This window comes from Chitinophaga lutea (assembly GCF_003813775.1).
GTDB classification, from domain to species: domain Bacteria; phylum Bacteroidota; class Bacteroidia; order Chitinophagales; family Chitinophagaceae; genus Chitinophaga; species Chitinophaga lutea.
Genome location: NZ_RPDH01000003.1, coordinates 876,444 through 895,160, shown reverse-complemented (window position 1 = coordinate 895,160; position 18,717 = coordinate 876,444). Strand labels below are relative to the sequence as shown.

The following is an 18,717-nucleotide window of genomic DNA, read 5'->3' as shown; positions in this document are numbered from 1 at the left end:
CAGGATACTTGGCTCTCTTCAAGATAACCCAAATATCCTGTTCTTCCAAAATCAGAATCCGTCGCCGCCCATGTCGCCGCCTTCGCCGCCCTCTCCTTTCTTGCGTTTGAAGAGATTGGTGTCCATCTTGCCGAAACGCCAGCTCAGGTTCACGCGGAACTCACGGGATACGCGCTTGCGGTAACGCTCGGACTGGGAGAAGGTGGTATTGGTCCAGCTAAGATCGCGGTCGGTATTAAAAATATCGTTGAGACCTGCGGACACGGAGAAGTTCTTCTTTTTGAAGAAGTCTTTCTTCAGCGCCACGTCTACCTGGTATTCGGGTGCTTCTTCGCCCTGCGGGTTGATCACGCGCGATTCGTATTCACCGGTTACCTGCAAGGTGGTACTCCACGGCAGTTTCGTATTGCTGTTGATTTTCCCGAACCATACAAATCCTTTGTTGCTGAGGCCTTCCGCCTCGATGCTGGTTTGCGCCATGTTCAGGTTGGTGGTGATGTCCCAGCCCTTGGTGAGCTGGTTGCGGATGGTCAGCTCCGCGCCATAGGAGTTCCGCTGGCGGGCGTTGATGGGATAGCTCAGCACCACCTGCCTTTCCTGCCCGTCGAGCACCAGCGTGGTGTCTACGTTGAAATTGGTGATGGCGTTATTGGTGTTGCGGAAATAAACGGACGCGAGGATGTTGTGTTTCCGGTCGAAGTCTTTCAGGTAAGACAGTTCGAAAGAGTTGGTAAACTCCGGTTTCAGGGCGGGATTACCCCTCCTCGCCGAGTTCGCATTGTATTCGATATTGGGCAGCAGGTCGCGGAACCAGGGGCGCTGGATGCGGCGGCTGTAGTTCAGCTGTACCTCATGGTCGCCTTTGAACTTCCGGGTCAGGAACAGACTCGGAAACAGGCTGATGGGATAGTCGATGCTGTACGACGCGCCTTTGACATTCCGCATCTCCCCGCTGTAAAACGACTGCTCGGCCCGCAGCCCGGCCTGGAAGCCATACTGGCCGAAAGCGCCGGTATAGCTGGCGTATGCCGCGTTGATCTGCTCGGTGTAATGATAGTCGTTCGACAAAGCGGAGTCGTACACGAACTGCCCGGAGGGAAAGTCTTTCCCGAACGTGTTCAGCACATTGTTGAACGTCCGTGCAGTGGTGCGGAGGCCGATTTCCAGTTTCGATTTCTCGTTGAAGGGGTTCACAAAATCCACCTGCCCGGTGTAATACGTGGTGTTGCCTTTCCCGTTGCCGTAGCGCAGCTCAGGCTGGTTGGGCGAATTGCTGATATTGCCCTGCATATCGTAATACTGCAGGTTATAGTCGTTGTTGTTTTTGTTGTTGGCCCTGTTGTAGGTGAAATCCGCCGTCAGTTCGCGGCCTTCTCTGGCGAAGGTGCGTTTGTAACCGACCTGCGTGGTGTAGTTGCGGAAACCGTGTTTGCTGTCGTTCCGCCCCTTCCCGTAGCGCACGCGGCTCTGGTGAATGTCGAGGTCGTAGGTGGTCTGGCTGTTCAGGTTGTTGAAGTCGCCGCCCACCAGGCCCTGTGAAATGGTGACGGTGTTGCGGTTGTCGATGAACCAGTCGAAGCCGATGCGGCCGCTCTGGAACTTCCGTCCGAACTCCCCTTCCTGGTACTGGTCGAGGTAAGTGGTGGTATCGTTGCCAAGGTTCTTGCGGAACAGGTGCTGGTCCATCGGGGAACGCCGGTCGCGCAGGTTGTAGTTGGCGAAGAAGTTGATTTTACCCTGGCGGATGTTCAGATCCAGCCCGGCGTTGGTGCTGCCCGTAGTGGAAATGCCCGCGCTCACCAGCCCGTTGATACCGGCGCGGCGGTTCTTTTTCAGCACGATGTTCAGGATGCCGCTCATGCCTTCCGCATCGTATTTGGCGGAGGGATTGGTCACCACTTCGATGTTGGCGATGGCGTCTGCCGGGATCTGATCGAGCGTCAGCGTGCTGGGGCGGCCGTCGATGAAGATGGTGGGACTGCCGTTGCGCACGCTCACGTTGCCGTCGATGTCTACGTTCACGGAAGGCACCTGCCGCAGCACATCGGTAGCGGTGCCGCCGATGCTGGCCAGGTTCTTATCCACGTTAAACACCCGCTTATCTATTTCCATGGTGAAGGCGGGTTTCTCACCCACCACTTCCACCGTTTTCAGGTCGCGCGCCGTGGTTTTGAGTTTGATATTCCCCACGTCCAGCGAACGTTTCACGCTCACCGGCCGGTACTGGGTTTCATAGCCGATAAAAAATATTTTGAGAATGTAGTTCCCGGGTTTGATGCCCCGGAGGTCGAAGTCGCCGTTGCCTTTCGACAACATGCCCGTGATCACGGATGAATCTGCTGCATTGAGCAGCGCTACAGAAGCATATTCTACCGGTTTTCCGCTTTGTTCGTCCAATAACTTTCCAAGAATCTCGGCCTGGCTTTCCCCCTGCTGCGCCCAAACGGAAGCGCCCGTACACAGCATGGCCCCTAACATTAAAATGACAAATTTCCTCATGTTGACTTGTACACAATATTTACTATGCGGCCAAAATAAGGAAATTGATCATGACAGTTTTATTTATTGGATGGGTGGTAAATGTTATTCGCCTGTGAAAAAATCTTTAAATGCAACACCGCGGTAACGGACGTCGGACACCTGCAATGAAAGCCGGTCTCCTTTGGGCGATTGGGCATAAAAACCGATGCGCATCTGCTGTGGCTGTTTGAAAGAAAACGTACGCAGCAGCTTCCAGGTGCGGCCGTCGGTGGAATAATAAAAACAGTAGACTTTACCGGAACGGGCGAGTTTCAAATGCACGTCGGCCGTGGGGATGGCCTGGTGATAGCTGTCGTCGGTAATGCGGTTGTCCACCACGGATGAGCCGATGAAAATGCTGCCGTTGTCGAGTTTTTCCACGATCACTTTCGCCCAGTTCGATGAATCGCTGTAAATCAGGATGGCGCCCGCATCGTAGACGTTTTTAAATTCGGGCCGCAGGCGGGCGGAGAAAATGAAATCCCTGTCAGGCGTAAACAGCAGCTTGGGCACGTTGTTCACGTAAAAACTCCCGTCGATGGAAGCATACAGGTCGGTGCCCTTCCCTGCCGTCATGGTAAAGGCATTATCCGATTGCACGGTGAAAGTGGCCGGTCGGGTCTGCCATTGCAGCGTGTGCGGGATGGCTTTGAGCCGCAGGGAATCGCCGGCCGACACGCTGAGCGCGGCCAGGCAAAGGGTCATCAGGGAGAGGAAATGTTTTTTCATACTGAGAAGACGGTTGTGCAGAAAAAAAGTACTATAGCCGTAGCCGTTATAATGTCTTGACGAGGTGCAGGTAATGGCCGCCGCTGAAAGTCACCACTGCTTCCACTACATACCCGAGGCGCTCGTACAGCCGCTGCGCATCGGGGTTTTCATCGCTCACCAGCAGCCCCGTGCGGGTATGCCCTTCGGTCCGCGCCCGGTCTTCCGCCGCATAAATCAGTTGCCGCCCGATGCCTTTGCCCTGGCTGGCGGGCGACACGGCGATACTGTCGAGGTAAAACTCCCCCGGCCCCGTTTCATCACCCGGCTGATAGCTGTGTCCCAGCTGCGCCTCGATGTGTGCGAACACCGGCGCACGCAGTTCGGCCAGCCGGCCGCCGTCGTACCCTACAATGATGCCGCCGATGCCTTTGTCGTCTTCATACACCAGCGTGTTCTCGTAACTGTACTGGTTGCCCGGCGTCCGGAAAAAGTGCCCGAACAAGGGCCCCAGCACCGCCTCCTCGCTGGTGCCGGCCAGTCTGCAGGCTACTTCATGCATGGCCTGGAATAAAATCGGGACCACCGCCGCTTCGTCGGCGGGCTTCGCTTCTCTGATCATAACCCGAAGATAAAGAATACTTTACGCAGGCAGCAGACCTGCCTCTTGAAATAAATTTGGAATTACTGAACGCCGTTCATTATATTTGCATCGTAAACTTTCTAATAATGGGCATTACCGACAGGAAAGAACGGGAGAAACTGGAAATGCGGCGACTCATCATTGAAGCAGCGATGCGCATGTTCGTGGACGAAGGGTATGAAAAAACCTCCATCCGGGCCATCGCCGATAAGATCGAGTATAGTCCGGGTACGATCTATCTCTACTATAAAGACAAAGACGAACTGCTCTACGAAGTGCAGCGCGAGGCTTTCGGCCAATTGCGCGACGCACTGGCGGAAAGGGCCGTGAGCAAGGATCCCTGGAAGCGGCTCACACAGGTGATGCACACCTACGTGGAATTCGGGCTGGCGCATCCTGACCTGTACGACCTGATGTTCATCATCCGCGCGCCCATGAAAACGGCGGAAGAAAAAGGCGACTGGAAAAACGGCGATGCCTGCTTCGCGTTCCTGCTCCAGGCGATGACGGAATGCATCGAAAAGAAGCTCATCCGGTACACCGATCCGCGCGTGGGCTCACTGTCCCTCTGGTCGCTCGGCCACGGCCTCGTTTCACTGGAAGTGCGGTGCAGGCTCAAGGTGCTGGAAGCAACGGAAAGCGACATGGCGCGCATCATCAAATCCTCCATCGACGAGCATATGCGGCTGATGAAGGCATAACGGCAAACACAATTACACATAAAAAAGAGAAGCTCAACACTTCTCTATTTTTCAGCCCTTACACTAAACAGTGTTCATTATGTTACCAAGACTCATTTACCTACTGTCGTTTATGAATCTGCTGGCGTTCAGCAGTACGGCGCAAACCCGCCTTGATGGCTACATTGCAGACGCCGTGCGACATAACCAGGCCATCACGCGGCAAAACTTCCAGCTGGAAAAAAGCATGTACGCCCTGCAGGAAGCCAAAGCGTTCTTCATGCCGCAGGCCTCGGTGCTGGCCAATTACACCAAATCAGGCGGCGGCCGCACCATCGACCTGCCGCTCGGCGACCTGATGAACCCGGTGTACAGCACCCTCAACGAACTGACGGCCAGCCAGAAGTTCCCGCAGTTGTCCAACGAATCGATTCTCCTCAACCCGGATAATTTCTACGACGCCAAGGTGCGGGCTTCCCTCCCGCTCATCAATACCGAAATATGGTACGCGAAGAAGATCCGGCAGGAAGACATCACGCGGCAGCAGGCCATCCTCAACGTGTACAAGCGCCAGCTGGTGAAAGACGTGAAAACGGCGTACTACCAGTATTTCCAGGCGGTGCGGGCGGTGGAAGTGTACAACAGCGCATTGAAACTGGTGCAGGAAAACATCCGCGTCAACCAGAGCATGCTGAAAAACGGCATCCGCAACAGCACTTCGCTCACCCGTGCGCAGACGGAGCTGCAACAGGTGGAAACAGCCATCGCGCAGGCAAAGAACCAGCAGCAGAATGCCAGGGCTTATTTCAATTTCCTGTTGAACCGGCCGTTGACGGACAGCATCCAGCTCGACAGTACCATCGCCACCCTGCCGGCCGCCATCCCGGCCACCGGCACGCAGCAGCGGGAAGAGCTGCGGCAGTTCGAAACCACCAAACGCATGGCGCTGCTCGCGGAGAAAAAGGAACAGGCGTTGTTCACCCCGAAGGTGAGCACCTTCCTCGATCTCGGTAGCCAGGGCTTCAACTGGAAAGTCGACAATAAATCGCGGTACTACCTCTGGGGCGTGAACCTGCAATGGGACCTCTTCACCGGCGGCCAGCGGAAACAGCGCATCAAACAGGCGCGCGCCGACGCCTCCATCGCACAAACGGCGTACGACGAAACGGCCCGCAGCCTTGAACTGGAGCTGAACAATGCGGCCAACAACTACAACACGGCCAGCGCCAATTTCAACATCGCGCAAACGCAGCTGCAGCTCTCCGAGAAATATTTTTCCGACCAGATGAAAGTGTACAGGGAAGGCCAGCTGCTGTACATCGAACTGCTCGACGCGCAGAACCAGCTCACCCAATCGCGCCTCCAGCTGCTGCAGGCATGGGCCCGCGTACAGGTATCGGCCGCTGAAATAGAGCGCGCACAGGCATCCTATCCATTACCAAACATTCAATAAACACCGCTATATGCAACCACGAATCCTCTCCCTGCTATTCGCCGCCGCCGTGATTTTCCAGGCATGCGGCAGCGGTAATGCCGCATCGGAAATTCCTGCGCAAACCGCCATCCCCGTTAAACTGCTTCCGCTCACGGCTTCCGCCGGCGCGGCCGCTATACCCGTTTCCGGGACGTTCACGACCGACGACGAAGTGCTGCTCTCATTCAAAACAGGCGGCATCATCCAGCGCATCATGGTCAGGGAAGGCGACGCCATCCGCGCCGGGCAAACGGTAGCCGTGCTCAATCCCGTGGAAATCGACGCGCAGGTGCAGCAGGCGAAACTGGCTTTCGAGAAAGCCACCCGCGATCATCAGCGGGCGCAGAACCTGTACAACGACAGTGTGGCCACGCTCGAACAATTGCAGAACGCCGGCACCGCCATGGAAATGGCGCGGCAGCAATTGCAGGCGGCGCAGTTCAACCGCAATCACAGCGTGATCACCGCGCCCCGTAACGGTTTCGTACTGCGCAAACTCGCCGCGGAAGGCCAGCTGGTGCAGCCCGGCACGCCCGTGCTGGAAACCAACGGCGCACAGTCCGGCAACTGGCTCCTCCGCACCAGCGTCAGCAATAAGGAATGGGCGGCCATCCGCATCAACGACGCGGCTACCGTGGAAGTGGAGTCCGTTCCCGGCAAAACCTTCACGGGCACGGTATCCCGCCGCTCCGAAGGCATCGACCCGGCTACAGGGGCCTTCCAGATCGACATCCGCTTCAGCGGCGAAAAGCCGGCCAGCATCGCCTTCGGTATGTTCGGCAAAGCGGTGGTGCAAACCAGCGAAAAGGCTCAAACGGGCAGCGGCTGGGCCATCCCGTACGATGCCCTGCTCGACGGAGACGGCAGCTCGGGGTATGTGTTCATCACCAACGACGGCAAAACGGCGCAGAAAGTGAAAGTGACCGTGGCCGGTATGGAGAAAGACCAGGTGCTGATCAGCCAGGGCCTCGAAAACGCCCGCCAGCTCATCATTGCAGGCAGCGCTTACCTGAAAGACAGCAGCGCCATCCGCATTATTCAATAACCGCCAACGCTACCGACTATGAAGATTTCTGAATATGCCGTCAAGAATTACCAGTTCACCCTCGTGATCTTCGTGATGATCATCGCGCTCGGCATCACCACCATTCTGAACATGCCGCGCTCGGAAGACCCGGAAATGCACTCTCCCACGTACACCGTGGTGGTGGTGTACCCCGGCACCAGCCCGAAAGACATGGAGGAACTGATCGTAGACCCGCTGGAAAAAGAAATACACGGCCTCGAAAATGTGCTGCGCATCCGCACCAGCATCAAGGACGGGCTGGCGGTGCTGCGCGTGGACTATAAATACAGCAGCAACGTAGACGACAAGTACCAGGAGATGGTGCGGGTGGTCAACAACAAACGGCGCGAACTGCCCGAGAACATCGACGTGGAGGTGCTCAAACTGCAGCCCTCCGATGTGAACATCATGCAGATCGCGCTCATCTCGGAAAACGCGCCGCGCGACAAACTCAAGTTTTACGCCGAAAGGCTGCAGGACGAACTGGAAAAGCTCACCCCGCTGAAGAAGGTGGAGATCTTCGGCTTGCCCGACCAGCAGGTGCGCGCCGAGCTCGACCTCGAAAAAATGGCGCAGATGAACCTGCCCGTCAACAATGTGATCAGCAGCCTGCAGAATGAAACCCTTTCCATTCCGGGCGGCGCCGTCGAAGCCGGTAACCGCACGTTCAATATCAAAACCAGCGGCAACTTCCACTCGATGGACGAGATCCGCAACACCATCGTGTACACCGGCGGCGGGCGCAACGTGTACCTGAAAGACATCGCCAAAGTGTATTACGGTTATGCCGATGAAACCTACCAGACCCGCCTCAACGGCTACCGCAGCGTGTTTGTAGCCGCGGCGCAGAAAGAGGGCGAGAACATCAGCAAAACCCAGCAGCTGTACAAACCCGTGCTGGCGGAATTCAAAAAATCACTGCCCGCCAATATCGACATGGTGGAACATTTCGACCAGGCCGAAAACGTGAACCGCCGCCTCGGCAGCCTCGGCACGGACTTCCTGATCGCCATCGGCCTTGTGGCCATTACGCTGCTGCCGCTGGGCTTCCGGCAGGCCCTGATCGTGATGATCTCCATCCCGCTGTCGCTCGCCATCGGCATCGTACTGTTGCAGCTCACCGGCTACAACCTCAACCAGCTCAGCATCGTGGGCCTGGTAGTGGCGCTGGGCCTGCTGGTAGACGACAGTATCGTGGTGGTGGAAAACATCGAACGCTGGATACTCGAAGGCCACAGCGCCCTCGAAGCCACGCTGAAAGCCACCAAACAGATCGGGCTGGCGGTAGTGGGCTGCACCGTCACGCTCATCATCGCCTTTATGCCGCTGGTGTTCATGCCCGAAGGCGCGGGCGATTTTATCAGAGGGTTGCCCATGGCGGTGATTTTCTGCGTGCTGGCGTCGATGGTGGTGTCGTTGACCATCATCCCCTTCCTCACCAGCAAACTGCTCAAACCGCACACCGGCCACCCGGACGGGAACATCTTCATGCGTGCGCTGAAAAAGCTCATCCACGGCAGTTACGCCCGCCTGCTCGACAAGGCGCTGCAGCGCCCCATGCTGACGCTCGTGGCCACCGTGATCATTTTCGCGGGCTCGATATTCGTGTTCCAGCTGATCGGGTTCAGCCTGTTCCCCGCTTCGGAAAAGCCGCAGTTCCTGATCAACATCACCACCCCGCCGCAGTCGAACCTCGGCTATACCAACCGCATCACCAAAGAGATCGAACAGTACCTGCAGCATGAAAAAGCAGTGCAGTACTATGCGTCCAATGTCGGCAAAGGCAACCCGCGCATTTATTACAACGTGGTGCAGGAAAACGAGCGGAGCGACTTCGCGCAGATCTTCGTACAGCTGCATGCAGACACGGATCAGAAAACGAAAGCGGCCGTGATGGAAAAGTTCCGCACGGCCTGGACGCCTTATCCCGGCGCCAAAGTGGAAGTCAAGAATTTCGAACAAGGCCCACCGGTGCTGGCGCCTGTGGAAGTGCGGCTGTTCGGCGACAACCTCGACTCGCTCCGGAGCCTGGCCGCGCATGTAGAAAAAATGCTGCACGAAACGCCGGGCACCATGTACATCGATAACCCGGTAGACCTGCTGAAAAGCGACATCCGTGTGGCCATCCAGCCAGACAAAGCGCAGCAGCTGGGCGTTCCGTTCGTGCAGGTGGACCGTACCGTACGCCTCGCCGTAGCGGGACTTTCCCTGGGCAAATACACGGACCATAACAGCAACGACTACGACATCCTGCTCACCCGCGCCCGCGACGGCCGCCCTTCGCTCGATGTATTCAGCAACCTGTATGTCAACAACGTACAGGGCAAAGCCATCCCCTTGTCACAGGTGGCGGAGCTGAAAATGGAAACCTCTCCCGTGAACATCAACCACCAGGAAAAACGGCGGGTCGTATCCGTACAAGCATTCGTGCAGCAGGGTTTCCTCGTCAGCCGTGTGATCAGCGACGTCACTTCCAGGATGGACGCCATGCAGCTCCCGCCCGGCTACAGTTACGAGATGGGCGGCGAGGTGGAAAGCGCCAAACAATCGTTCGGCGGTTTCCAGTCGATCATCCTGGTGACGGTGTTCCTCTTTGTTGCCGTGCTGATACTGGAGTTCAAAACCTTCAAAAGCACGCTCATCATCCTGTCGGTTATCCCGCTGGGGATCGTGGGCGCGGCGGTAGCGTTGTGGATGACGGGCAATACCCTGTCTTTCGTGGCCATCATCGGCCTCATCGCGCTGGCCGGCATCGAGGTGAAGAATACCATCCTGCTGGTGGATTTCACGAACCAGCTGCGGGCGCAGGGCAGGTCGCTCGACGAGGCGATCCGCGAAGCCGGCGAGGTGCGTTTCCTGCCCATCGTGCTGACGTCTTTAACCGCCATCGGCGGCCTCATCCCGATCGCGGCATCCAGCAACCCGCTGATTTCGCCGCTGGCGATCGTGCTCATCGGCGGGCTGATCAGTTCCACGTTGCTGTCGCGGCTGGTAACGCCGGTAGTGTACAAACTCATTCCGCCGAAAGTATAAACCGGCGCCAACGTTCAGCAGCATGGGAGATGCCGGGATATTCACCTTTTAATCTGCCTGGCAGGCACGGCCATCGTACCGGAAGAGAGCGGCATATCGCCATCTCCAATGAAGCCGGCACCAATAAAAAGCCCCGGAACGATTGTCCGGGGCTTTTTTTACAAGTACATATAGCTTGCGTCAGGCCGCATAAATTTTCTCCACTACGTCTTTATACTTCTCCATGATGGCTTTCCGGCGGAGGCTGAGTTTGGGAGTCATTTCCCCGGTTTCCACGCCCCACTCCTTCGGCATCAGGGCAAACTTCTTGATCTGCTCCACGTGGTTGAAGTTTTCGTTGTAGCGGTCGATCACCTTCTGGTACATGGCCAGCACGTCCGGGTTGCGAACGGCTTCCTCGTTGGTGGTGAAGTCGATATTATTCTGTTTCATCCATCTTTTGAGCATGTTGAACGACGGTACGATCAATGCCGCCACGAACTTTCGTTCCGAACCGACCACCATGATCTGTTCGACGAAGGGGCTTTCCTTGCTTTTGTTTTCGATGGGCTGCGGGGCCACGTATTTGCCGCCGCTGGTTTTGAAGAGTTCTTTTTTGCGGTCGGTGATCTTCAGGAATTTCCCGTCGATGAACGTACCGATATCGCCGGTATGCAGCCAGCCGTCGATCACCGTTTCGGCGGTGAGGTCGGGCCGTTTGTAATAACCTTTCATCACCGAAGGCCCTTTCACGCATATTTCGCCTTCTTCGGTCAGTTTTACCTCCTGTCCCACGATGGGCGGGCCCGTGGTGCCAAAACGCACGCCGTCGGGCGTAAAACGCCTGTTTACGCTGATGACGGGGCTGTTTTCGGTGGGGCCGTATCCCTCATACACGGGTATCTGCGCGGCGTTGAAGATGCGCAGCAGGTTTTCCTGGCAGGCGGCGCCGCCGGTGACGATGAACTGCACTCTTCCGCCCAGCGCTTCGCGCCATTTGGAGAAGATGAGCTTGTTGGCGAGTTTCAGCTGGGTGTTGTACCACCAGCCGCCGTCCCTGACATTGTCGTACCGTTTGCCGAGCCCTACGGCCCAGAAAAACAGCGCACGTTTGGCGCCCGTCAGTTCGTTGCCGGCGCTCATGATCTTTTCGTACACTTTTTCGAGCAGGCGCGGTACGGTGGTGAACCCGTCGGGTTTTACCTCTTTCAGGTTATCGCCGATTTTATCGAGGCTTTCCGCGTAGTAGGCGCCGATGCCGCTGAACAGGTAGATGTAGGTGCACATCTTTTCGAAGATGTGGTTCAGCGGCAGGAAGCTCAGCACTTTCTGTTCGGGCGCGTCGGGGAACGGGAAACTTTCCTTGGAATTGAATACGTTGCTGACGATGTTTTTATGTGTGAGCATCACGCCTTTCGGTGTGCCCGTGGTACCCGAGGTGTAGATGATGGTGGCCAGGTGTTCTTCGCTGATCGTGGGGCGGATGGCCTCCACTTTCTGCAGCAGCTCATCGGTGGCCATGTCCGTAATTTTGCTCCAGTGTTCCGCGCCGGGGATTTCCTCGAACGTGTAGATCTGTTTCAGCGTGGGCACTTTACCCTGGAGGTCGCGGATCTTCTGCAGCAATTCCGCACTGCTGACGAAGATGTATTTAACAGCCGCGTCGTTGAGGATGAATTCGATCTCCATCGGGTTGGTAGTGGGATAAAGCGGCACCAGCACTGCGCCCGTCTGCTGTACGGCAAGGTCGGTAAACACCCACTCCGGCCGGTTGTTACTGATGATGGCTATTTTGTCCGCCCCTTCGGCGGTGAAATCGTTGCCGCCCACGCCGAGGGCCAGCAGGCCCGCACTGAAGCGGTTCACGATCTGCTGCACCTGGGCTGTGCCCCAGGGCCGCCAGATGCCATCTACTTTGGAAACAAGCATATCGGGTTTAGGGAACCTTTCCAGCTGGTATGCGACCGCGTCGAATAATCGTTTTGGCTTTTCTGTCATATAACGACAATATAATAAAAATCCCGGTAATTTCATATATGTGCCGCATCGTCACCCATATCGCCAAATTGTCACCGGAAGCCCCTTCGTTTTTCAGTACCTTTGCATCGCTGTTCAAACCCGAATCCCCCGGCACCTGCCAACGGTTTCTAACCTATATTCTTTTATTCTTTCACCAAAATTACCATGCATGATTCTAGCAACAGACCTGGACGGAACATTTTTAGGCGGTACGCACCAACACAAAGAGCACCTGTACAACATCATCCGCGAAAACGATGATTTCCGGCTGATATTCGTCACCGGCCGCGGGGTGGAGAGTATTCTCCCGCTGTTGAGCGATCCCGTGATTCCCAGGCCTGATTACATCATCTGCGATGTGGGCGCCACGGTGCTCGACGGGGCGACCCTCCAGCCGGTGCAGCCCATCCAGAACAATATCGAAAACAAATGGCCGGGCAAAGCGGTCATCATGGAACAGATGGAGCACATCGGCGGCTTGCGCCTCCAGACAGTGCCGCAACAGCGGCGGTGCTCGTTTTTTTTCGACGACGAAAACATCAAATCCCAAATAAACGAACTCGAAAAAACCCTCGGCTGCGACATCATCCTGTCCGCCAACAAATTCCTAGACGTATTGCCGCGCTCCGTCAACAAAGGCAGCACGCTGCAGCACCTCGTGAAATTATTACAGATACCGGAAACGGATGTGCTCGTAGCCGGCGATACGCTCAACGACCTTTCGCTGTACGGCCGCGGCTTCAAAGGCGTGGTAGTGGGCGAAGCGGAACACGCGCTCACCACGGCCACCCGTGACCTGGACGACGTGCTGCTGTCGGACACCGCCGGCGCAGGCGGCATCCTTGAAGCGCTGGAACACTTCAGCGACTTCCGGCCCTATTTCAGGGAAAAAACGCCCGCAACGGCGCCCAACATCTCTTCACAGCTCGTGATGCTGTACCACCGCTTCCCTTTTGAAACGGTGGAAGTGAACGGCAAAAAGATCCGCCGCTCCCCCAAAAGCCCGAACGGCATCCTGCCCACGCTCACCAACTTTTTCAAAACGCAGCGCCCCGGCTTGTGGGTGGCCTGGCAGGAAAAACAGGAAGACGAAGAACAGGCGGAGAACTTCCACATCGACCGGGAGCAATACCCCAACCTGATGGCCAGCCCCGTGCTGATGGAAAAAGAAGACATCGACATCTTTTACAAACTCTTTTCCAAGGAAGCTTTCTGGCCCGCGATTTTTTCCTTCACCGAAAAAGCGCAGTTCAACCACGAACATTGGGAACATTACCTGAAGATCAACCGCCGCTTCGCCGAAAAAGCCGCCGCGGAAGCGGAACTGAATGCGATGGTCTGGATACACGATTACAACCTCTGGATGGTGCCGGGTTACCTGCGCATGCTGCGCCCCGACCTGAAAATCGGCTTCTTCCATCATACCGCTTTCCCCGCCGCGAACACATTCAACATCATTCCCTGGCGCGCGGAAATCATCGGCAGCCTGCTGCAATGCGACTACGTGAGTTTTCACATCCCCCGTTACGTGGAGAATTTCGTGGACGTGGTGAAAAGCCACATGCCCGTTAAAATCACGGAACAGATGAACTGCGCGCCGCGCTTCCTCACCTACAGCTGCGCCATGGGCACCGGCACCATGACCCGCGAGATCGACACCGGCCGCCGGAAAATAAGGCTGGGCGCCAATCCCGTGGGCGTGCATGTGGATTACATCAAAGAACTGACGGAGAAACCCTCCACCCGGCAACTCATCACGGAACTGAAAAAACAGACCAACGGTAAAAAGACCATTCTCAGCATAGAGCGCCTCGACTATGTAAAAGGCCCGCTCGAAAAAATCAAAGCCTTCCACCAGTTCCTGGAAGAACATCCCAACCTGCACGGCAAGATCGAACTGATCAACATCTGCACCCCTCCTGCCAGCGGGATGAAAATATACGAGCAGGTACAGCAGGAGCTGGAACAGCTGATCGGCAAGATCAACGGCCAGTATTCGCGGATCGACTGGGTGCCCATCCACTTCTTTTTCCGTTCGTTTTCGTTCGAGGAAGTGCTGGCCTATTACGCCATTTCGGACATCGCCTGGATCACCCCGCTCCGCGACGGGCTCAACCTCGTGGCGAAGGAATATGTTGCGGTGCAGGGCCTCAATCCCGAATCGGACGGGGCTTTGGTGCTGTCTGAATTCGCAGGGGCGTCGGTGGAACTGCCCACGGCCATCCTCACCAACCCGTACGACAATGCGTCCATGAAAGAAAGCCTCCTACGGGCTATTTCCATGAATAAACAGGAACGGCAGATCAGGATGAAGCGGCTGTACCAGAACGTCAGCCACTTCAACATTGAATACTGGGCCAATGAATTTATGATCGAATTAAAAAATGCCGGGGAATAACCCGGCATTTTGCTTTTATAGTTTGAAGAAGTAGACGTTCCCCGCAAAGTCGCTCAGCAGCGTCAGCTGCCCCTCCCGCGCCACCGGCGCAAAAATGGGGCAACCAACATCCTCCTGCTGCAACACCTTCCCGGTCTGCGCATCCAGCACATAGAGGCGCCCGTCGAGCGCTGCAGCGTACAGGCGGCCATTCACGAACAACGGCGTGCTTTCTATGGTAGCCGATGAAGGTTTGGAATAAGGCGCGGAATAGAAGATCGCTTCGCCCGGTTTGAAGCGCCAGGCTTCATTGTGCGTTGTACGGTCGAAGGCGACGAGCCCTTCCGCCGCGCCGCTCACGATGATGTGCTGCGGCGTTACCACCGGCGCGGCCATCGTTTTGATGCCGTCGCTCACGGGGATGCTGTCTTTCGTACGGCCGGTCTGCGGATCGAGGAAGTGGATGAACTCCGTGCCGCACACGATCAGCTCACCGTCCGCGAACACGGGCGTGCTGCTCCTGAAACGGATGCCCGCGTTGTTTTTCTTCCACAGCAGTTTGCCGGTCGAGGCCTCGTGCATGAACAGGGCGTTCCAGTTGGAAGAAACGGCCAGCAGGTTGCCCTGCTGCACGATGGTGGCCGGCGTGCCTTCTCCCCCGGCCCAGCCGGTATTCGTCCATTTTACGGAACCGTCTTTGATGGACAGCGCCTGCAGGTATTTGCCGGCGCCGGTGTAATAGCTATCACCGTCCACAATCCCCCCGGAGCAATATTCCGGCAGGGAATTGAGGCCGCCCTGATGCTCCCATTTCAGCCGGCCTGTTTTCGCATCCACCGCATAGGTATATCCTTCCGCATCCGTGCCCAGCACCGTGCCGTTAGCGTACGAGAGCATATTCTTCACGGAGTTGCGGGTACGGAACTGCCATTTCACTTTCCCGTTGAAGTCCATGGCGGAGATGCCGCAATGCCGGTTCAATTCATCATCGATGGTAGCGATGAATACCAGGTTATCGCCGGATACCGGCGCACTGCGCCAGATATTGCCTTTCAGGTTACCGGAGGCAACAAGACGGGTGTTACCGATGGTATCGCGGGTGAAGAGGATTTCTCCGTTGTTCAGCAGGGCTTCGGTGGCGGCGGTATGCGCCTTTGCGTGCAACTGCCCGCCCCGCCAGTTCCAGTCGGACTGGGGTGTCAGCGACAGTACCTGCAATGCATTCCCTTTCTGGTCGAACGTCCGGACGGTCACGGATTTCACCGGGCTCGCCGTGTGGTAGGCGTTCACGGTGACGTCGCGGCCGGCGGCGTACAACATCGCCAGCTTGCGGTGCGCGTAGGTATAACGGCGTCGGATATCCGTAATGCCGCTGCCGTCTGTTGAGAACACATCAAAATTACAGGCCGAATTGTCGATACCGCCGCCTGCCGCCGGTGCGGCGCAAATGGAACGAACGCCGTTCTGCCCGTGCATGCGGGAGAAGTTGATATGCCAGTGCCCGTAAATCCAGGCTTTGAGGCGGTGCTCGTTCAGCACCAGGTCTTTGAAACGGAACGTGCTGTCGTAGGTGAGCAGGTCATGATTGAAGATCACGACCGGTTTGGCGGGATCGGCCTTCGCCAGGTCGTTCTTCAGCCATTGATACACATCCTCGTCCGTATAAGAAGGTTTGTAATCGCCACTTCGCATGGGCGTTACGATGTAGTGCACCTTTCCCGATTCGAAAGAATAAAACACGGGCCCGAACAGGGACTCATACAATTCCTCTCCGTACGCGCCTTTCACGAGGTCGTGATTGCCGATGGCGTAATACACGGGCAGGTCCATGGTTTGGGTGTTGACCTGCGCAGCGTGGAAGTTCATGCCTTTTTCGTAGCAGATGTCGCCCGTATGTATCAGGAAGTCCGCCTTTTCGTTGCGGGCGTATTGTTTCACGTCGGTCACCCAGTTATCGAACTGCGCCGTTTCGGTGTCGGTGATGCGCAGGAAGGTGCCGTTCTGCTGCACCGGCTGCAAGCCGAAATTGTAAGCTTCCGTTTTCGGGGAAAGCGGCATGTAGAACGCTTTGGTGGTGCGGTAACCTGCGGGCGTCGTGATAAAAACGAACCGGTTGCGGGCATGGCCGGGCAGGGTAAAAGCGCCGTCGCTGTCCGTCACGAGCACGTTCAACCCGTCGGATACACGCACGCCGGCGATACCTTTTTCCCGGGGCTCGCGGAGGCCGTTCTTATTGTCGTCGGAAAACACATAGCCGCTGTATTGCGCTGCAGCGGCCTGTACACTGCATATGCCTGCGAGTAGCAGCAGGCGGGATAGTCTGATCATAGCGCGTAAAGATAAGAATGCCGGCTGGTCGGCCGGCACTCCTGCTGTTAAAAAATGATGTTCTTTACCAACCGAAAATCTGTTTCAGCTGGCTGTTGAGGATCAGTTGATCCTGGGGAACGGGGCGATAGTAATACTTCGGCTCCTGGAACACCCTGGGCTGATCGCGGTCGCGGGTAAAAAGAATTTTACCGGAGGTACCATTCTGGAGATAAAAATTATTGTCCTTACCATTTTCATCTTTCAGGTAGAATTTCGACAGCCCTTTCTTCACATCCTCGGGCAGGCCGGCGATGGGCGATTCGTCTTTCGGCGAAGCCAGGATGGCGATGTCCGGCTTACCGTCGCCGCTCACATCGATGGCGCCCAGCGCGGCCACATACATACCGCCCTGCGCATCCTGCAAGCGCATGCCTGCTTTCCAGCGCATCAGGTCGTCGTACCGCAGTCCTTCGCAGGCCAGCTCCACTCTCCGCTCACGGCGGATTTCGAGCAACAGGCCTTTGTTAGGACCGGTTACCGCGGGGTATTCCAGCGCCAGCACGTTATCGGGATTGGCATTGGCCGCCGCCGCATCCAGCGCGGGCATTTGCACGCGGGTGCGCAGCAGTTTGATGGTTTTATCGAGATCGGCCTGCGTGATGGTGCCCAGCTCTGCTTTCGCTTCGGCATATGCGAGCAGCACCTCTGCATAGCGGAATACGGGCAAACCGGTGTAGTTAGCTACCCAGCCCTGGCGCTGCGCCGGGCTGCGGGGATAGAACTTCACCTGGTCGAGACCGCCCAGGTTCGGTTTGGCGATATACGGCTTGCCGTCCTGGTTGGGTGAAAAGCCCGGAGGGGCTACCGTTTCAGCGAGACGCGGATCGCGGTCGGTAAACATGTCGATGAACCCTTTCTTGTCATAACCGGCCTGTGCGGTAAACGGCGTGCCGTCTTTCATCAGGTAGGTGGTAGCCAGGCTGTTGCTGAGCGACCAGGTCCAACCCAATACCGTATGCGTATTGTTGCCCACGCCGAGCGCCTGCTGATAGTCGGCCCACTGGATCATTTCCTTGTTGCCGGCCAGTGAGCTGCTGGAGAACAGTACCCGGTAATCGGCGGCACCGGCGCCGGTGTTGTGAATAACGAAGCGGCCGCTTTTCATGATTTCGTCTGCCGCCCACACCGCTTTCTCGAGGAAGCGGGTATGATCGTTGGCGAGGTTCAGTTCGCCGTGATATTTCCGGTAGGTGCCTTCATACAGCCCGAACCGCGTCATCAGCGCGAGCGCCACCCATTTCGACACGCGGGTGCGGTTGCCTTCGTCGGGCTTGATGTTCTCCACGGCAAAGGTCAGGTCGTTGAGGATGGAGTCGGCGATCAGCGCGCGCGGGTCGCGGGCTTTGTAGAGTTGTTCGTTGTCGGTGGCGAGTGCGGTGTTATACCAGGGCACGTCCGAATAACGGGCCATTTTGCCGAGATAGAACCAGGCGCGGAAAAAGCGGGCGATACCGATGTAATGTTTGATGGCGGTCGCGTCGCCGGTGGTTTTATGCACGTTGTCGAGCATAAAATTGATGCGGCGCAGTTTGGCCCATTCATCCCTGTTCCAGCCGCCGGCATTGTTCGGCGTAACGGAACCGCGCACCAGGGCGTCTACTTCCCCTCCGCCGCTGTAGCTGCTGATGTTGTCAGAATTGATATCGTCGGTGCCGTATTGCAGCTGGCCGTATAAGGTGTTCGTGTATGTTTCCAGGTCCTGCGGGGTGTTGAAGAAAGTTTCCTGCGTCACTTCCGTTTTCGGGAACCTGTCGAGAAAATCTTTTTTGCAGGACACTGTTGCCGCTGCGAGCATCCCTAAACCTATATAGAAGCTGATGTTTTTCATGCTGTTTGTTTTGCGTCAGA

11 protein-coding genes are annotated in these 18,717 nt (G+C 56.7%); 5 read left to right on the top strand and 6 right to left on the bottom strand.

Features of this window, described 5'->3' with window-relative positions; genetic code table 11:
• Window positions 1–51 precede the first annotated feature (51 nt).
• The 3 genes from EGT74_RS26725 to EGT74_RS26715 all read right to left on the bottom strand — a co-directional run bounded on the left by EGT74_RS26725 (window position 52) and on the right by EGT74_RS26715 (window position 3,850).
• Window positions 52–2,499, bottom strand: a complete 2,448-nt coding sequence (locus EGT74_RS26725) for an outer membrane beta-barrel family protein (RefSeq protein WP_123849666.1) — start codon at window positions 2,497–2,499, stop codon at window positions 52–54.
• 84 nt (window positions 2,500–2,583) lie between these two features.
• Entirely contained in the window at window positions 2,584–3,249 is a 666-nt protein-coding gene (locus EGT74_RS26720) for a DUF1349 domain-containing protein (RefSeq protein WP_123849665.1), read from the bottom strand.
• 46 nt (window positions 3,250–3,295) lie between these two features.
• A complete protein-coding gene (locus EGT74_RS26715; RefSeq protein WP_123849664.1) occupies window positions 3,296–3,850 on the bottom strand; it encodes a GNAT family N-acetyltransferase in 555 nt (184 codons plus the stop codon).
• Between the two features lie 107 nt (window positions 3,851–3,957).
• On the opposite strand from EGT74_RS26715, the gene EGT74_RS26710 reads away from it, so the two are divergent.
• The 4 genes from EGT74_RS26710 to EGT74_RS26695 all read left to right on the top strand — a co-directional run bounded on the left by EGT74_RS26710 (window position 3,958) and on the right by EGT74_RS26695 (window position 10,124).
• Window positions 3,958–4,572 (top strand): TetR/AcrR family transcriptional regulator, encoded by a 615-nt coding sequence (locus tag EGT74_RS26710; RefSeq protein WP_123849663.1) that lies wholly within the window; start codon window positions 3,958–3,960, stop codon window positions 4,570–4,572.
• A gap of 79 nt (window positions 4,573–4,651) precedes the next feature.
• A complete protein-coding gene (locus tag EGT74_RS26705) occupies window positions 4,652–6,004 on the top strand; it encodes a TolC family protein (protein ID WP_123849662.1) in 1,353 nt (450 codons plus the stop codon).
• Between the two features lie 10 nt (window positions 6,005–6,014).
• Complete coding sequence (locus tag EGT74_RS26700; protein ID WP_123849661.1) at window positions 6,015–7,070, top strand: efflux RND transporter periplasmic adaptor subunit; 1,056 nt, start codon at window positions 6,015–6,017, stop codon at window positions 7,068–7,070.
• 18 nt (window positions 7,071–7,088) lie between these two features.
• A complete protein-coding gene (locus tag EGT74_RS26695) occupies window positions 7,089–10,124 on the top strand; it encodes an efflux RND transporter permease subunit (RefSeq protein ID WP_123849660.1) in 3,036 nt (1,011 codons plus the stop codon).
• Window positions 10,125–10,304: 180 nt separating this feature from the next.
• On the opposite strand, the gene EGT74_RS26690 is transcribed toward EGT74_RS26695, so the two are convergent.
• A complete protein-coding gene (locus EGT74_RS26690; RefSeq protein ID WP_123849659.1) occupies window positions 10,305–12,101 on the bottom strand; it encodes an AMP-dependent synthetase/ligase in 1,797 nt (598 codons plus the stop codon).
• Window positions 12,102–12,291: 190 nt separating this feature from the next.
• Here EGT74_RS26690 and ggpS point away from each other — a divergent pair, with 190 nt between their 5' ends.
• Window positions 12,292–14,520 carry a glucosylglycerol-phosphate synthase gene (gene ggpS / locus EGT74_RS26685; protein WP_123849658.1) on the top strand — a complete coding sequence of 743 codons (2,229 nt, stop codon included), beginning with the start codon at window positions 12,292–12,294 and terminating at the stop codon, window positions 14,518–14,520.
• Between the two features lie 15 nt (window positions 14,521–14,535).
• Here ggpS and EGT74_RS26680 read toward each other — a convergent pair whose 3' ends face one another.
• Together EGT74_RS26680 and EGT74_RS26675 are read right to left on the bottom strand one after the other, a co-directional pair.
• Window positions 14,536–16,827 (bottom strand): outer membrane protein assembly factor BamB family protein, encoded by a 2,292-nt coding sequence (locus EGT74_RS26680; protein ID WP_123849657.1) that lies wholly within the window; start codon window positions 16,825–16,827, stop codon window positions 14,536–14,538.
• Window positions 16,828–16,891: 64 nt separating this feature from the next.
• Window positions 16,892–18,697, bottom strand: a complete 1,806-nt coding sequence (locus EGT74_RS26675) for a RagB/SusD family nutrient uptake outer membrane protein (RefSeq protein WP_123849656.1) — start codon at window positions 18,695–18,697, stop codon at window positions 16,892–16,894.
• Window positions 18,698–18,717: the final 20 nt, after the last annotated feature.